Here is a 16,209-nt window from a genome sequence, read left to right on the forward strand (position 1 = left end):
CATATCTTTGCACAATTGTGTACTAACCGTTACTTTTGCTGCACAATCCGCTAATCATTTTTGGCTGGTGTCCAATTTTTGTTCGCCGCACCGTCTCAGGCAACAGTTCCAGCAATACTTACACTTGACCGTAGAGGTCGTAGACATCTGCACCAGTAATTTTCACAGATACGATCGAACCCAGTCGCGCTTCTCCTGTGACATAGACGAGTCCATCTACTTCTGGGGAAAACCGAGCGGATCTACCAATCAACTCGCCTGTCTCTGGTTGTTCTTGTTCTATCAGGACATCAACTACCTGACCGACAGACTCTTGATTCTTCTTCAATGATATAGGTTGTTGTGCCGCCATTACCGAATTGCGCCGCATTTCCATTATTTCTGCAGGTATTTGCTGGGGCAAGCTAAAGGCTGGGGTTCCTTCTTCTGGCGAAAATACAAAAACTCCTACGTGATCGAATTCATGGCGCTTGACAAATTCCAGCAAGTGTGCTGCGTGTTCGTCGGTTTCGCCGGGGAAGCCAACAATAAAAGTTGTTCGCATCACGGCGCCGGGAAGTGCTGCTTTGAGCCGATCGACTATGGCATCATTGATCCCAGCTTGAAAAGGCCGATTCATCGCCCGCAGAATTTCCGGGTGCGAGTGTTGCAGGGGTAAATCCAAATACGGCAAAACGTTGGGTGTTTCGCGGATGGCTGCGACAACTTGCGGAGTCAAACCTGTAGGATAGGCGTAGTGCATCCGAATCCAAGGTACATCTACTTCACCCAAAGCCCGAAGCAATTCGGCTAGTTTGGGTTCGCCATAAATATCTTTGCCGTAGTTGGTGGTAATTTGAGAAATTAAGATAATTTCCTTTACCCCTTCCGATGCCAATTGCTTAGCTTCGGCGACGATAGACTCGATCGTCCGCGATCGTTGATTTCCGCGCAAGTGCGGGATAATGCAAAATGCACAGCGGTAGTCGCAGCCTTCTGCTATTCGCAGATACGCGACACCTTCCGATGTGGTGCGGTAGCGGGGAGTAGTTTCGTCAGCGATGTAAGTAGGTTCTGAGGAGACGAGGGAAACTCGATCGCCCTTTTCCACCTGCTGCATAACATCGACTATTTTGTGATAGTCGCCCGTGCCGACAATTGCGACTGCTTCGGGCAATTCGTCCAGCAATTCCTGCTGAAAATGCTGTGCCATGCAGCCGGTGATGACTACTTTTTTATTAGCTTCGGCCAATTCTACCAAGGTGCGGACCGACTCTTCTCGCGCCGCTTGGATAAAACTGCAAGTATTGACTACAACATAATCGGCTAATTCTTCATTAGAATCGACTTGATAGCCCGCTTGAGCCAGCAAGCCGATCATGTGTTCGGTATCAATGCGATTTTTTTCGCAGCCGAGGTGACTAAATGCGATCGTTGGCTTCGTTGCCATGCAGTAATAGTTAGTGTTGCGCTATTTTTGAGAACGTTTTATGGTATCACACAATTTCAAAAATTGCAAGTTATCCTTACTTAGTTGCACCAATTGCCAATTCATCACTAGAGTGTCAACGCTCAACCATCATTGCCGTGCTACCCGAATTTAGATTACTTGTTGCACCGTTCGTTGTACCCGATCGACCTTGTAAGGCATTTTGCAGCATACTCTGAAACAAAGTATCCAGAGAAATTCCTGATGCTTTGGCCATAACCGCAATCACGCTTTTTTCGGCCAAACAACAGTACAGCCCCGCTTCTAAGAACCAAGGTTGTCCATCGGGGTCGATGCGAAAATCAAATAAACTGTAGTGGCGACAGCCCAAAGCGATGTGGCATTTTCTGGCCTGGGCCCAAACTCTCTCCGTAATCGGATCGCTCTTGTCAACTATCCACGGCCTGGTACTATTTTTAGTGGAACCAGTCAAGCTACCATCGTCATTTTGTTGGAGCTTATCGGCATAAGTCCGAATCGGTTGGGTATCAGGATCTACAGGATACTCTTCCAGCGGCAAACAGACTAGCTCGCCAGCTTGGACAATAATCCCACAGCGAACTTCTCTACCCAATTCAATGAATTTTTCTACTAGCACTTCCTCTGAATGAGTCAATGCTGTCTGCAAAGCCGCATCATAGTCAGCAGCATTTTTAACTAAGGCAACTCCCAGAGAATTATCCGCATTCAGTGGCTTGAGCACCACCGGAAAATCAATTGAAGGTCTCTCGCCCGCGCGGACAACTTCTCCCAACGGTACCCTTACCCCAGCGGCCGCTACTACTGCCTTAGCCTTCGCTTTGTCAGCAGTCAGTGACATCACCTCTGGGGTATTACCCACGTAAGGAATATTCAGCAGATCGAACAAGCTGCGGTATTGAGTCATGCCGGGGATGCAAAACATCTGCGGTACCATTACGTCAATCTTTAGCTGTGTCAGCACCTGTACAGCGCCCGCTAGAGACAGGGGATTAGCAGCCGCGATCGCACTCGGATCGAGAGAGGTGGGAAAACGCCATTGGCCACCGGGAGAAATATAGGCTATATGAAATTCATAGAGTGCTGGATTAGCAGTTTGCTCCAAACAATATGGGGCATAAAAGCGCGACAATTTATCGTAAAATTCACTGTCTGCCGCTCCGACTAAATGCAAAACCCGTAATACTGACATACTCAATCTCCCCCTATTTACAGAATTATTCCACTATGAAAATAAATTTTCATCCACTCTTTCGGCTGACGCAAATTTCCCCATAACAACAAGGGAATGTGCCAATGATGCACCATCAAAAACGGTAGCGGATCGTCCCACTCGAAGATGGCATCTTTGCCTTGGGCGATAATTTTTAACCGCTCATAAACTAGCTTGGGCGACCACAAATGAGTCACCAATCGCCAAATTTCCTGGTAAATCCAGTAAGTCGGGCGACTAGATGCCAAAGGCTGCACTGTCTGCGGTAAAGGGTCCGGTTCCAAATAAGCTTTTGCCACATCGGGATGGTTGTAAAACATCGTGATGGCTGTATGGGTGCGCGGGTTGCATTCGATCGCGTAAATCTCTCCATCATCCGCCGCTTCAATGAAATCAAAAGAAACTTGTCCTGTCAGATTGAGACTCTTGGCAAACTGACGAATCCAATTTTCGATATCCGGGCGATCGACATTCTGGTAATTCAGCTGAAACGCCGATGATTTGCAGCAACAGTGCAACTGAATATGACCATCACGAACTGTACTGTGAGTGCAGTATTCTTGCCCTGGAATATACTCTTGCATAATCCAAGGTTTACTCTCGGAAATTGGTAATGAGTTGACAAAAGCGGCTGTTTCTGCTGGGGTCGCGCAGGGTAACTTAGTGAGATCGAACCTGTGGACACAATCGTAGGGAATACTTTTGATAATATATGGACGCTGTGCGTCACTAAAATCAAAATCGATTACTTGTTGGGGATTAGTAATGCGGTAGGACTTCGGAACTCGCAGCCCCAACGCTTCGGCGGCTTTTGCCAACTCATACTTATCATCCAAACGTGGCAGAGTTTCGACATCTATGTGCATTACCTTACAGTGAGGAGAAAGTACCTTTTTGGCTTTGGCATCGTAGTAACTGCCCTCTGGACTACTGACGGGAACGAAAACATCAACTTTCTCTTGTTGGACAATTTTTAAGAGTGCTTGAGGGTATTCCTCTGCCTGGAGATTTGGTACTGTGTAAAAGCGATCGACTGCCCAAGAGTATCGATTACCCATCAGCCAGTATTCGTGGGTTTCAACCAAAATTACCCGATGACCGGCTTTATGGAAGGATCTCGCTAGCTGTAATGCTTTGGTCGTCTTGCCGCCGTTAATCAAAATCGTTTGGGGAGAGTCCGCGATCGTTCGAGACTGAAACGGTTTGAGGATGATGCATCTCAGTAGGGCGATCGCTGTTAAAGCGAGATTCAGGGGCAGTACCAATAGCAGCAAAATAAAGGTTGCTATGGTTTTGACTGCTGTCTGGAAGCGCCTAGAAGCCTCGTTTGTTTCCTGTTCAGATGGCATCGCTGCCGTTGAAACTGTTTCGATCATACTTTTTTACTAAGTAAATACTCTAATTAGCGGTGGTTTTTGAATGATTAAACCGCTGTTGAAGCTACGCAGGCGCACAGTCTCCAGAACAGAGAGATGAATCATGCCGGTGAAGCGCGGATTTGATATGACGCACGGGTGGTTAAAAACCGGGTTTTTTGACATCGGACTTCGTTACAGCCCGCCTGGGCAAAAAACCCGGTTTCTTTGGTTTTGACGCGTAAGTTTTGTTCTACTAAACGCGCCTAATTAAAGTCAATCCATCTCTCAGCGGCAGTAACACTTGCTCTACGCGCGGACCGTCAACTAGAGCCTGTCTGATGTGAGATAAGGGCTATCAATTGCTATAGCCATCCTAAATCATTTGTGAATTTCTTACTCCCTCCCCGAACTCGCGGGGAGGGCTGGGGTGGGGTAAAAAATTTACAACTCCTGCAAGGATTGCTATAGTCCGAGGCGACTCATTAACCCTGATAAATCACAGTAAAAATCGCTAACTGCCGAGCCGACTAAATGCAAAACCCGTAATACTGACCTGCTCACTCTCCCCCTATTTCCACAAGTTCGCCAATATTAAAATCAATCCCAATCCACCCATTCGGCTTCTTTAAATCTGCCCATAACAACAAGGGAATGTGCCAATGATGCACCATCAAAAACGGCAGCGGATCGTCCCACTCGAAGATGGCATCTTTGCCTTTGGCGATAATTTGTAACCGCTCATAAACTTGCTTTGGCGACCACAAATGAGTCACCAACCGCCAAATTTCATGGTAAATCCAGTAAGCCGGGCGACTAGATGCCAAAGGCAGCAGTGTCTGCGGTAAAGGGTCCGGTTCCAAATAAGCTTTTGCCACATCGGGATGGTTGTAAAACACCGCGATGGCTGAATGGGTGCGCGGGTTGCATTCGAGCGCGTAAATCTCTCCATCATCCGCCGCCTCCATGAAATCAAAGGAAACTTGTCCAGTCAGATTGAGACTCTTGGCAAAGTGACGAATCCAATTTTCGATATCCGGGCGATCGACATGCTCGTAATTTATCTGAAACGCCGACGATTTGCAACAACAATGCAACTGAAGATGACCGTCACGAATTGTACTGTGAGTGCAGTATTCTTGCCCCGCAATATACTCTTGCATAATCCAAGGTTTACTCTCGGAAATTGGTAAAGATTTCACAAACGCGGCCGTTTCCGCCTCAGTTGCGCAGGGTAACTTCGTCAGGTCTAACCTCCGAATAGAATCGTAGGGAATACTTTTGAGAATATATGGACGCTGTGCGTCACTAAAATCAAAATCGATTACTTGCTGGGGATTAGTAATGCGGTAGGACTTCGGAACTCGCAGCCCCAACGCTTTGGCGGCTGTTGCCATCTCATATTTATTATCCAAACGTTCCAGAGTTTCGACATCTAGCTGCATTACCGTACAGTGAGGAGAAAGTACGCTTTTGGCTTTGGCATCGTAGTAACTGCCGCCTGCACTAGTGACGGGAACGTAAACATCAACTTTCTCTTGTTGGACAATTTTTAAGAGTGCGTGAGGGTATTCCTCTGCCTGGGGATTTGGTACTGTGTAAAAGCGATCGACTGCCCAAGAGTAACGATGACCTGTCAGCCAGTATTTGTGGGTTTCAAACAAAATTACCCGATGACCGGCCTTATGGAACGATCTGGCTAGCTGTAATGCTTTGGTTCTCTTGCCGCCGCCGACCAAAATCGTTTGGGGAGAGTCCGCGAGCGCTCGAGACTGAAACGGTTTGATGATGATGGATCTCAGTAGGGCGATCGCTGTTAAAGCGAGATTCAGGGGCAGTACCAATAGCAGCAAAATTATGGTTGCTATGGTTTTGACTGTCTGGAAGCGGCTAGTCGTCGCGTTTGTTTCCTGTTCAGAGGGCCTCGCTGCCGTTGAAACTGTTTCGATCATAATTTTTTACTAAGTAAATACTCTAATTAGCGGTGGTTTTTGAATGATTAAACCGCTTTTGAAGCTACGCAGGCGCAGAGTCGCCAGAAAAGAGAGATGAATCATGCCGATGAAGCGCGGATTTGATATTACGCACGGGTGGTTAAAAACCGGGTTTTTTGACGAGGGGACTTCGTTACAGCCCGCCGAATATGGCAAAAAACCCGGTTTTTTTGGTTTTGACGCCTAAGTTTTGTTGTACTAAACGCGCCGAATTAAGGTCAATCCATCTCTCAGCGGCAGTAACACTTGCTCTACGCGCGGATCGTCAACTAGAGCCTGGTTGAATTTGGCGATCGCTACCCCATTAGGAGTAGGAGTACCTGACAAGTAGGGCTGTCCCTGCATCAAAGTGTTATCGACGCAGATCAAGCCATTGGGAGCCAACAGCTTCGTAGTTAGGAGTAAATCGAGATAGTCTCTGTATCCAGCTTTATCGGCATCGATAAATACCAGATCGAACACTTCTCCATTCTCCGCCAATTCTTTCATGGTTTCTAGAGCCGGTGCCACCTTCACTGAGATTTTGTGACCGGCAGTAGATTCGTGAAAACACTTCTGGGCAAATTCAGCTACATAAGCATCTACTTCGCAGGCTACCACCACTCCATCCACCGGCAGTGCTTCCGCCATCGCTAGTGCTGAGTACCCGGTAAACATCCCTATTTCCAGTACGCGCTGTGCTTTGGTGAGATGGACGAGAAATTTCAGCATTTGGCCTTCGAGATGACCCGATAGCATTTCCTGTTCCAACTGCCGCACTGTCTCGCCGTCAGAGAATCGCTTACTCCAATCTTCTGATTGAGTGCGCTTCACTAACGTGGCTAAGGCAGGAGATTCCGGCGTGGTACAAAGATCCAGGTACGGATCGAGACCATTTGCCAAGGAGTAGGCTTGTTGTAATTCTGCCTTGAAAGCTCGATCGAGATTATCGATTGTTTCTACTTGCGAGACGAGACTTTCGAGTTTAGCCGCTAAAATCCCGACAGGGGTAACGGGTCTCATGGTCATACCCCGGCTGTGGAACGAGTTGCAACTTTCTGCAATACCACATACATATCCTCGCCATCGCCGCGGCGCGGGTAGCCCTGACAGATTTCTCGATGAACCAGTAGGGCTTTATCCAACTCAGTTCGAGTCAAATCATTCATGAAAAAGCAGTCGCCAATGGGGCATGGAGCCGCAGCACGCTGAAGACCGTCGCGGGTACGACTGATCGATGTTGTGGCTTTCCAGAGCAGTTCTGATGTCAGATAAGGGCTGTCTATCGCTAGTCCGAGGCGGCTCATCAATCTTAAGATGCGATCGCGATCGGCGATCGAAATGTAGCCCCGCTGTTGGGCAATAGTCGCCGAAAAAGCCATATCGATGGCGACACTGTGGCCGTGGAACATCGGAATTTCCGGCGTTAGTTCCAGCGTCGGACTCCAGGTGTGACCGTAGGCAATCACCCGATTCAAATCTAGCTCGTGCAGGTTTGGTACTTCTAGGGCCAGCATTGACTGAATCGCGTTGTAGGTTAACCGATGTGCCACTTCGCGCAGTTCAGATGTGCCGTCTAAATAACCAAAATGACTGTGCAGCAATGCTTCGCCGTAGTTTTCTAACAACTCGAAGATTTCTTTGTTACCTACTACGGCGATCTTAATTAACTCTGCCATGCCGTTTCGTATTTGGTCGATCGGCAGAGTTTTCAGGAAAGAGAAGTCTAAAATTACTTTCTGCGAAGCGTGGTAAGCGCCGAGGCGGTTTTTCAGCTTGCCGTGGTTCACAGCTACTTTGATTGCCACACTGGCATCAATTAGCCCAATTAAGGTTGTCGGTACGCGAATGTAGTTAGTCCGACGGCGATAGGATGAGCAGGCAAAACCAGCTACGTCAGTAGTCAATCCACCACCCACTACCAAAACAGGCTCCTTCCGCACGAGCCCGAAATCAACGAAGGCATCTATGATGCTTTCAAAAGTTTTTAACGTCTTATCAGGTTCCTTGATATTAACTGGAAAGACTGTTAAATCTATCTCGTGATGCTTGAAATAATCCTCCATCTGTGCACCGTACAGACCGTAGACTGTTTCATCTACAACCATTAAACAGCGACCGAATTGGCGGTAACTATCCGCAATCTCAGGATTCTCCAGCTTGAAAGCACCATCGACGTATAGCAGGCTGAAATCTATTTTTTCGTACCCCTCAATCTGAAAAGCTCGATCGGTAGATGTAAAGGTAGCTTGAATGTCACCCATAAAATTTTTGCACTTTCATGTTGATAAGTAACTGTAAGTATTCAGGTAGTAGCAAAAACGCTGAATCCTTTTGCAGGAAAGCTTTCTAGGCATTCGCTTGACAAAATTGTCATTCGATATAATCTCAACTCATCTAGAAAGTTGTTTTCAGAGCTGTTTATTAAGAAGAGGTTAATTACTGATCCTACAGCATTTATACTGAAATCCCTGCTAGGAGCGAGTTTAGAGAACCTCAATACTTACACCTAAGTTAACATAGCGGATTTCAGATATTTATTCAACCTGATTCAACACCAAAATTCCATAATACCTCTTAGGGAATAGACGATAATCTAGCAATTCCACATTATTCAAAAGTTTAGGAGGAGCTCGGTCTTTGAGAAGGTATGTCTGTTCCAGAACAGGAAGTGAATCAAATGCTGCCACTTGTCAAAATCTATATTTGGAATTGTGGTCATTCTTGGCAAAATATGCTTTGTAGAAATTACAGTATTCGATCTGACGATACATCCGGGGCTATAGCCAGATTTGCTTCGCCCGACAGCACTTGACCAGCAGACCCACTAGCTAATTGACCGTAAGAGTTTACGCCCAAACCATTAACTTGACGCATCAAAGTGCTCATTTCCAAAGCACTCATCGCATAATTCCAGCCCAAATTGCTTTTAATTCCAGCCCTTTCCAAAGCTTGCTGCATCGTGTCAGTCGTCACCACCCCAAAAATCACCGGCACCCCTGTCTGAAAAGCAGCAGCAGCAATTCCCTTAGCAACCTCACCAGCCACAAAATCGAAATGAGGAGTTTGGCCCCGAATTACCGCACCCAGACAAATTACCGCATCGTAGCGGCGAGAAAGAGCAGCTTGACGAGCAATCAAAGGAATCTCAAAACATCCCGGAACCCAATAAAAATCAACTTGATTACCGTGAGGATTGATATCAACTCCGTGGCGTTTCAAACAATCTTGACACCCTTCCAAAAGTTTGTTTACAACCAAATCGTTAAAACGACCGATGACTATAGCAAACCGCAAAGATTCTGTTTGAGTAAAAGTTCCCTCGAAAACAGTCATAGTGTTCTAGTTTAGATTTTAGGTTTTAGATTTTAGATTTTTGTTTGTGAGAAGGCAAAAGTCAGAAAGTAGCAGCATCTCATCTGAATCTCAAGTGCAAAAACATACAGTGTCGCGCGGTTTAGAATAATCCTAGCTTCTGCCGAATGCCGAATGCCTTTCAATCGCTGGTGAATGCCTTCATCCTTCTATCTTTTACCTTCTTTATTCGATAGGGTTGGGTGAAATTAAACGACTAAAAAGTTCAATACACCCACTGCAATAACCAGCAAAAACCAGAGACCAGACCCGGCATAAATCAGGGATTTAGACTGATTCCAGTTTTGGGGAGAGGCATAAGCAACTGGCACGCCAACGACCATCACAAAAGACAGCAGTACCAGAGCAAGTAAAACCAGTTGAAACAGAATTGATAACATCTTTTCTCCTTTCGATATAACCGTGCGTTGATCGGAAATAGTTTCCCAGAACCGAAAAAAATCTTCCAAATTCTAGTTTTTGACAGTTTCCCGATAGTCGATCGAGAAATTGCCGGTTGATTGATACGAAAGAACCAGTGCAAATTCGGGCGTTGCGCGAACAGGCGTCAGCGGCTCTTAAGATTTTTATCAATTTTATCATTGTTCGTTACAGCACAGAAAACTGGAAAGGTTAACTTAAAGCCCGATCGACACATCCGGTTTCAGAGGGCGAGAAATTGCTACTGTTTGAGTTAGAGATGGGGGATTTTCGGCTATGGACTTAGTTTTGTGCCACACAACAGCAGATTTTGACGCCTTGGGGGCGGCGGTGGGACTTTGCGTGCTGCGCCCCGGTAGTAGGATCGTTTTGACAGGCGGGTGTCACCCGACGGTGCGGGATTTTTTGGCGCTACACCGCGACGAGTACCCACTGATTGAACGCCGATCGGTCAATCCGCAACAAATTCGATCGATTACTATAGTTGATGCCTCCCAGCGCGATCGCTTGGGAAAAGCCGCCGAGTGGCTGGATTTGCCACACCTCAACGAAATAGCGGTTTTTGACCATCACCTACAGGCCGATTTAGACATCCCCGCTACTGTTACGCAGATCGAAGCAGTCGGAGCTAGCACGACATTAATTGTCGAAAAACTCAAAAATCAAGCAGAAAACAGCGACACACCATTCCGGCTTCTCCCTTCGGAAGCAACAGTAATGGCCCTCGGCATCCACGTCGATACAGGTTCCCTTACCTTTGAGGGCGCAACTGCGCGAGATGCAATAGCTTTGGCGTGGTTGATGGAACAGGGAGCGAGTTTGCGGGTAATAGCTGAATATGTAGAACCCGGTTTGTCTCCTCAATTGCAAGATTTGCTGAGAGAAGCGCTGAATAATTTGCGATCGGAAATTTTGCACGGTTACAGCATAGCCTGGGTGCTGTTATCTACTGAAGCTTATGTTCCGGGGCTTTCTTCGCTGGCTTCTCGCTTGCTCGATTTAACTGAAACCGATGCTCTGCTTTTAGGTAATGTTTATAAATTTGGCGAAAACGAAAACAACCGCAACATCGATCCCGAGTCGCCAGTTTCCAATCGATTAACTATTATCGGTCGATCGCGCATCGAAGGAACAAACCTCAGCGAATTGTTCCAACCCCTCGGCGGCGGAGGCCACGCCCGCGCTGCTTCCCTCGCCACCCGCGATGTTGATGCCCTGCTGACTTTAAATCAGTTAGCTGACGAACTCAAAACTCAAATTCCCCACCCTCCCACAGCCCGCGAATTAATGTCGTCTCCAGTGCGGAGCATTCGCCCGGAAACATCAGTGGGGGAAGCTCATCGTATACTCCTACGTTACGGACATTCCGGGCTTTCTGTTGTGGATGCGGCGGATCGGCTCGTCGGCATTATCTCGCGCCGCGACATTGACATTGCGCTGCACCACGGTTTCAGCCACGCCCCCGTCAAGGGTTACATGAGTCCGCAGTTAAAAACGATCGCCCCAGATACCTTGCTGCCGGAAATTGAATCTTTAATGGTGACATACGATATCGGGCGCTTGCCGGTATTGGAAAACGGTCAACTTGTAGGAATTGTGACTCGCACTGACGTGTTGCGGGAATTGCACCAGCAAAAAGCGCGAGACAGGGGAAGCAATGCAGAATTGTCTTATTGTGTCATGCCCGAATCGGTTGAGCAGTTGTTGCGATCGCGCATCAGTCCCGAATTATGGCAATTATTGTCGATCGCGGCCAATCTTGCCCAAAATAGCGGCTGGCAACTTTATCTGGTTGGCGGAGCAGTCCGGGATTTACTCTTAGCGACCGATGATACACTGGCGCTAACTGATATTGATTTGGTTGTGGATGGAAAGTGCGGTTCCGACGATTCCGGTGCAGGTGTCGAGTTAGCTTCATCGCTGCAAAAACTATACCCGGGATCGCGTTTAGACGTTCACGGTCAATTTCAAACCGCCGCACTTTTGTGGCACAAAGACTCTCCTTTCGGCTCCCTGTGGGTGGATATCGCGACTGCTCGTACTGAATTTTATCCTTATCCGGCTGCAAATCCTGAAGTTGAAGCGAGTTCGATTCGCCAAGATTTGTACCGCAGGGATTTTACTATTAATGCCCTGGCTGTGCGGTTGGGTGTTCCTCGCAGCGGCGAATTGTTAGATTTTTTTTGCGGTTTGCTGGACTTGGAAGCGAAGCAAATTCGAGTTTTGCACGCCAACAGTTTTATCGAAGATCCGACGCGAATTTATCGCGCTGTGCGGTTTGCGGTGCGCTTGGGATTTGAAATTGAGCCGCAGACGGAAGGATACATCCGCCACGCTTTGGCCAGCGGGATTTATTACCGAATTCAGGGGGAAAACGGCCGAGCTCCGGCTTTGGAAACTCGGCTCAAAAGCGAATTAAAATACATTTTGCAAGCTCCTTACTGGAAAGTTGCTTTGCAAATGCTGGGAGATTTGCAGGCTTTGCGCTGCATTCATCCTAGTTTGGAGTTGGATCGGGAGTTGTGGCGGCAACTGCGTTTGCTCGATCGGTGTTTGAATGGAAGGAAGAAGGAAGGTTCGGCAACGGATTCTGTAACGGATGTAACGGATGTTAGTCCGATGTCCGTCGGAAGTTCGGCAACGGATTCTGTAACGGATGTAACGGATGTCAGTCCGATGTCTGTCGGAAGTTCGGCAACGGATTCTGTAACGGATGTCAGTCCGATGTCTGTCGGAAGAAGGAAGAAGGAAGAGACAAGAAGGAAGAAGGAAGAAGGAAGAGACAATTCCCCATTCCCCATTCCCCATTCCCCATTCCCCATTCCCCATTCCCCATTCCCCATTATCAATATTCCCGATTGGCAGATGCGGCTGGAAGTTTTGATAGCTTACTTAGCACCGGAATATCGCGGCAAGGTGGCTGCAAATCTTCAGTTACCCGCTGACAGCATTAAGCGGCTGGAAGTTTTGGAAGCCGGAAAGAATCAGTTAGCAGAGAATTTGCCTAAGTGCGAGTTGCCGAGTCAATTGGTGTTGCTGTTGAGGAATTATGAATTGGCGGTGTTAATTGCGATCGCCATACAAAGTCCGCGAAAATTCCGCCGTCAAATTTGGGAATATCTTACCAGGTGGGCGAATGTTGAGCCGCCTTTAAATGGCAACGATTTGAAGGCTTTGGGCTATAAGCCCGGGCCTGGGTTTAAACGAATGTTGGATGATTTGTTGGCTGCGAGGTTGGATGGCGATTTGGGCGATCGGGCTGCTGCTATCTCTTTCTTAGCAGAACGTTATCCTCAAACTTAGCAATACCAATTTTAAAAAAGAATGCAACAGTATTCTTGTTCCCCCCGCAATGCAGCGGGGGGGCTAGGGGGGGTCGAAGAGTGTTGCACGATTTTAGAGAAATGGTATAAGGAATGAGAATTAAATAACTTACAATGCGTGATGTTCTTGTGGGATGGGCTCTCGTAGCCCGTCCAGAAAGGGCGGGCTACGAGAGCCCACCCCACTTTCAAGAGTGTAAATTATTTAATTCGCGATCCTAAGGTGCGTCATCAGCGCGTTATTTTTTCTATAGAAGTCGCATCTTGCACCATTCTCGCTTCACAGGCTTTCCGGCCCGTTCCGCGAAGAGTAGATTTTCTCGCTTCACGGGCCGGATGCCAATTCATAAAAGGCTTATTGACAATGGTGCAACATCTCAGATACAGCACTTTTCAGGTTAGTGAGGTACACAACAGAGGTAGGGACACGGCAGTGCCGTGTCCCTACGGCAATAGAAGAGCAATCTGGGTGTACTTCATAAACGTGGAATCTGCTGTAGAACCAATTTGGAGTCTATTGCTGTAAGCGTAAGCGCTGTGCGATATGGATTTGGGATCTTTTACCACCATCGCCCCATGATATCGTTTCCGACTGCATCGGAATCATAAAATCGAGTCAACAGTTAACACTCAACTATTCAGTTTTTAGACCCCCAGTCAACAGTCATTCCGGTGTTACCGGAATTGATATGATTTCTCGTCTTGTGGCTATTGAGATTACCAACTGCGATTATTTCCAGTTTTGCCACGAACTATTGAAAATAGAAGTACCCGGAAATGCGATCGGATTCTTATTTTGTTGCAACCGCAACTGCAACACTTCCAAGTTCGGCTCGCGGGATGGCAATTCGTCCACTAATTCATAAGGTATAATCCCCTTTTCTAGGGAAAAAGCAGCCGTAACTCCCGCCGCCGCACCGGCAGACCATTCAAAAGAATGCACTCGATAAGCAGCGGCTGCTGTGTGGCTAACAGCAATACTTTTACCCGCCACTAACATATTGTCAATTTTCTGAGGAATCATTGCCCGCAGCGGAATTTGGAACGGATAAGCTTGACCTTGAGCTTTGCGAGTGCCTTCCCGTTCGGTATTTCCCGGTGCTTCCGGCGGACTGTTAGTCATGCAGGGGTGAAAGTCGATCGCATAATGACCGATACCCACAGAATCAGGATAAATCGTAGCGCGCGATCGCGATTTTGTATCCTCAACAGATTGACTTCCCACGGCCAAAGCCGGCGCGTTCAAACCACCCACAGCCAACCACAAGTTGCGATACTCTTCCTCTGACAAATTCTGGCGATAAAAATCAGCCGTAAAGTCAGTGCGAGACATATCAACTTCCCACACCGTAAAACCTTGAGGCTGATTGAAACTCGGCCGCCCAATAATGCGCCTCCCCTCCCGCATATAAGGATATTTAGAAAGTCCGTGTACCGTCCCCATCGGCGAATCTAACCCGCTCAAAAAACGATTGTTTGGATGAGGCTTTTTGACTCCATCTCCTAGCTGCGAGTCAGTAGTTCCTGTTACCAGCCAGTAGAAAAATCCTTTGGCATTTTCCTCTCCCTTTCGCAAAGTTTCCGTTCGCAAACCGCCCATCCATCCCCCCGGTTGCAATTGACCTGCCGCTTCCAACTGCGCGCGAGAATAAATTAAATTATCCTCAGCAGAACCTGGACGATAGTCATTGCCCCAAGTCCAGTTTTGCATCGATATATCCCCCGGATAAATGGGGAATTGCTTCGGGTCTGAAGGTCGCTTTTTATCGGGTCTCATGCTCCTGATTTGGCGGTAGGTGAAAACTAAGGGAAAGCTCGCCAATCTCTGCAATTCGTAGCTGTAGTAAGGAGCATATTGTTGATAAAAAGACGGCACTTGATGCTGCTGCGGTTCCTTCGTTGCCTGCATCGCAAAGGTGTAGGTAAAACCTTGAGTGCAGTAAGCGTCGCCTGTGGGGCTGGCTGAGGAAGGTTCGAGAGGGGAACGCGGGTCAATTCCGAGGCGGTAAGGAACATCCGCAAGTCCGATCAATTCGCCTGTTTCAGTGGCATCTACAACGTACCAATCAGCACCCCCCCTAGCCCCCCCTTGTAAAGGGGGGGAACTTGTGGAATTCCCCCCTTGTAAAGGGGGGGAACTTGTGGAATTCCCCCCTTGTAAAGGGGGGGAACTTGTGGAATTCCCCCCCCTTGGCAAGGGGGGGTTAGGGGGGGTTCCAGATGCTTTAGAAATAAACCGAATAATAGTTTTGTTAAATCGCGGAGAATTTTCGTAGCGATAGGCATCTTCGATAGTTTGAGAAAGAGTTTCGGTGTTGAGTGGTGGCGTGTTGGCCGCAGGTTTATGTTGAATGGCGATCGCACTTTTAATTTGTTGACCCCCAACCGTATTCCCCGTAACAGCAGGAGTAATAGCCAGTTCTTTAATAACTGTATTGGGAAACCATTTCAGCGTGCCTTTGCCTTTTCTAGCGGCATCCTGCAAGATGTTAAATAGAATTTTGTGACCGTCGTAGGGCATGAAACACGAATAGCTAACCCAACAGCCTCCGGGATTTAGCCGGCCGTAATGTTCCTTAATGCGCCCCCGCAATTCGAGGTAGCCGCGGGGGTAAAATAAGAGCGATCGCTGAGTCTCTCTTTCATCGAGTGCGGAAGTTCCCTGGGAGGAAATTTGACCGCCTACCCAGTCAGTAATTTCAGTCAGGCAAACTGTGCGCCCCGCCAGCAAACCTTCGTAAGCGGTAGCAGCGCCCGCGAGCCCGCCGCCTGCTACTAGAATGTCGCAAGTTTCAGCAGTGTCGGGATTGCGGGGAGGTGCGGCAAATACTGGCGAAGTGCTCCCTATCGCGGAAATTATGCCGAGGGTGAGGCTAAGGATCGATCGACCTTTGAGCAAAAATAGATACTGTCTAAGTTTCATCAGAGATTGTGGAATTAATTTTGACATAGCGCCAAAAACACTCGTGCCATCTAAATGTTTATTTTGCAGTATACTGGTATTTCGCTGTGTTGTCAGGGAAAACTTTTTTAGAGAAGAGGCATTAATACCAGCAACAACTATTGAACAGCCGGATCTACCTTATGCTCAAAATCGTCAAAA

Annotated in this window: 10 protein-coding genes; 1 reads left to right on the forward strand and 9 read right to left on the reverse strand. The window is 47.6% G+C overall.

Annotated features, from left to right (window positions below; all coding sequences use genetic code 11):
- Positions 1 to 118: 118 nt before the first annotated feature.
- The 8 genes from rimO to psbZ all read right to left on the reverse strand — a co-directional run bounded on the left by rimO (position 119) and on the right by psbZ (position 9,743).
- The gene (rimO, locus tag QUB30_RS19520) at positions 119 to 1,429 is read right to left on the reverse strand and encodes a 30S ribosomal protein S12 methylthiotransferase RimO (protein ID WP_333041425.1); all 1,311 of its coding nucleotides are present in this window, start codon (positions 1,427 to 1,429) and stop codon (positions 119 to 121) included.
- 115 nt (positions 1,430 to 1,544) lie between these two features.
- Positions 1,545 to 2,639, reverse strand: coding sequence for an ATP-binding protein (locus tag QUB30_RS19525; RefSeq protein WP_333336569.1), 1,095 nt, complete (start codon positions 2,637 to 2,639; stop codon positions 1,545 to 1,547).
- A 17-nt stretch (positions 2,640 to 2,656) separates the two neighbouring features.
- Positions 2,657 to 4,036: an ATP-grasp domain-containing protein gene (locus QUB30_RS19530; protein WP_333336570.1), complete on the reverse strand. Its 1,380-nt coding sequence runs from the start codon at positions 4,034 to 4,036 to the stop codon at positions 2,657 to 2,659.
- A 539-nt stretch (positions 4,037 to 4,575) separates the two neighbouring features.
- Positions 4,576 to 5,967, reverse strand: coding sequence for an ATP-grasp enzyme (locus tag QUB30_RS19535; protein WP_333336572.1), 1,392 nt, complete (start codon positions 5,965 to 5,967; stop codon positions 4,576 to 4,578).
- Positions 5,968 to 6,207: 240 nt separating this feature from the next.
- Entirely contained in the window at positions 6,208 to 7,011 is an 804-nt protein-coding gene (locus tag QUB30_RS19540; protein WP_333336573.1) for a class I SAM-dependent methyltransferase, read from the reverse strand.
- 2 nt (positions 7,012 to 7,013) lie between these two features.
- Entirely contained in the window at positions 7,014 to 8,252 is a 1,239-nt protein-coding gene (locus tag QUB30_RS19545; RefSeq protein WP_333336575.1) for a sedoheptulose 7-phosphate cyclase, read from the reverse strand.
- Between the two features lie 484 nt (positions 8,253 to 8,736).
- Positions 8,737 to 9,324 carry a 6,7-dimethyl-8-ribityllumazine synthase gene (ribH, locus tag QUB30_RS19550; protein ID WP_333336577.1) on the reverse strand — a complete coding sequence of 196 codons (588 nt, stop codon included), beginning with the start codon at positions 9,322 to 9,324 and terminating at the stop codon, positions 8,737 to 8,739.
- Positions 9,325 to 9,551: 227 nt separating this feature from the next.
- On the reverse strand, positions 9,552 to 9,743 hold the full coding sequence (psbZ, locus tag QUB30_RS19555; protein ID WP_333243618.1) for a photosystem II reaction center protein PsbZ: 192 nt from the start codon (positions 9,741 to 9,743) through the stop codon (positions 9,552 to 9,554).
- A 316-nt stretch (positions 9,744 to 10,059) separates the two neighbouring features.
- On the opposite strand from psbZ, the gene QUB30_RS19560 reads away from it, so the two are divergent.
- Positions 10,060 to 13,086, forward strand: coding sequence for a CBS domain-containing protein (locus QUB30_RS19560; protein WP_333336579.1), 3,027 nt, complete (start codon positions 10,060 to 10,062; stop codon positions 13,084 to 13,086).
- 750 nt (positions 13,087 to 13,836) lie between these two features.
- Here QUB30_RS19560 and QUB30_RS19565 read toward each other — a convergent pair.
- The gene (locus tag QUB30_RS19565) at positions 13,837 to 16,056 is read right to left on the reverse strand and encodes an FAD-dependent oxidoreductase (RefSeq protein WP_445300521.1); all 2,220 of its coding nucleotides are present in this window, start codon (positions 16,054 to 16,056) and stop codon (positions 13,837 to 13,839) included.
- Between the last annotated feature and the right edge of the window lie 153 nt (positions 16,057 to 16,209).

Origin of the sequence: Microcoleus sp. BROC3, from assembly GCF_036702515.1 — a bacterium.
Taxonomy (GTDB): Bacteria; Cyanobacteriota; Cyanobacteriia; order Cyanobacteriales; family Microcoleaceae; genus Microcoleus.

Bases quoted from the DNA above. Each gene is read 5' to 3' on its own strand.
- rimO (WP_333041425.1), bottom strand. From the start codon at position 1,429: ATGGCAACGAAGCCAACGATCGCATTTAGTCACCTCGGCTGCGAAAAA.
- QUB30_RS19525 (WP_333336569.1), bottom strand. From the start codon at position 2,639: ATGTCAGTATTACGGGTTTTGCATTTAGTCGGAGCGGCAGACAGTGAA.
- QUB30_RS19530 (WP_333336570.1), bottom strand. From the start codon at position 4,036: ATGATCGAAACAGTTTCAACGGCAGCGATGCCATCTGAACAGGAAACA.
- QUB30_RS19535 (WP_333336572.1), bottom strand. From the start codon at position 5,967: ATGATCGAAACAGTTTCAACGGCAGCGAGGCCCTCTGAACAGGAAACA.
- QUB30_RS19540 (WP_333336573.1), bottom strand. From the start codon at position 7,011: ATGAGACCCGTTACCCCTGTCGGGATTTTAGCGGCTAAACTCGAAAGT.
- QUB30_RS19545 (WP_333336575.1), bottom strand. From the start codon at position 8,252: ATGGGTGACATTCAAGCTACCTTTACATCTACCGATCGAGCTTTTCAG.
- ribH (WP_333336577.1), bottom strand. From the start codon at position 9,324: ATGACTGTTTTCGAGGGAACTTTTACTCAAACAGAATCTTTGCGGTTT.
- psbZ (WP_333243618.1), bottom strand. From the start codon at position 9,743: ATGTTATCAATTCTGTTTCAACTGGTTTTACTTGCTCTGGTACTGCTG.
- QUB30_RS19560 (WP_333336579.1), top strand. From the start codon at position 10,060: ATGGACTTAGTTTTGTGCCACACAACAGCAGATTTTGACGCCTTGGGG.
- QUB30_RS19565 (WP_445300521.1), bottom strand. From the start codon at position 16,056: ATGTCAAAATTAATTCCACAATCTCTGATGAAACTTAGACAGTATCTA.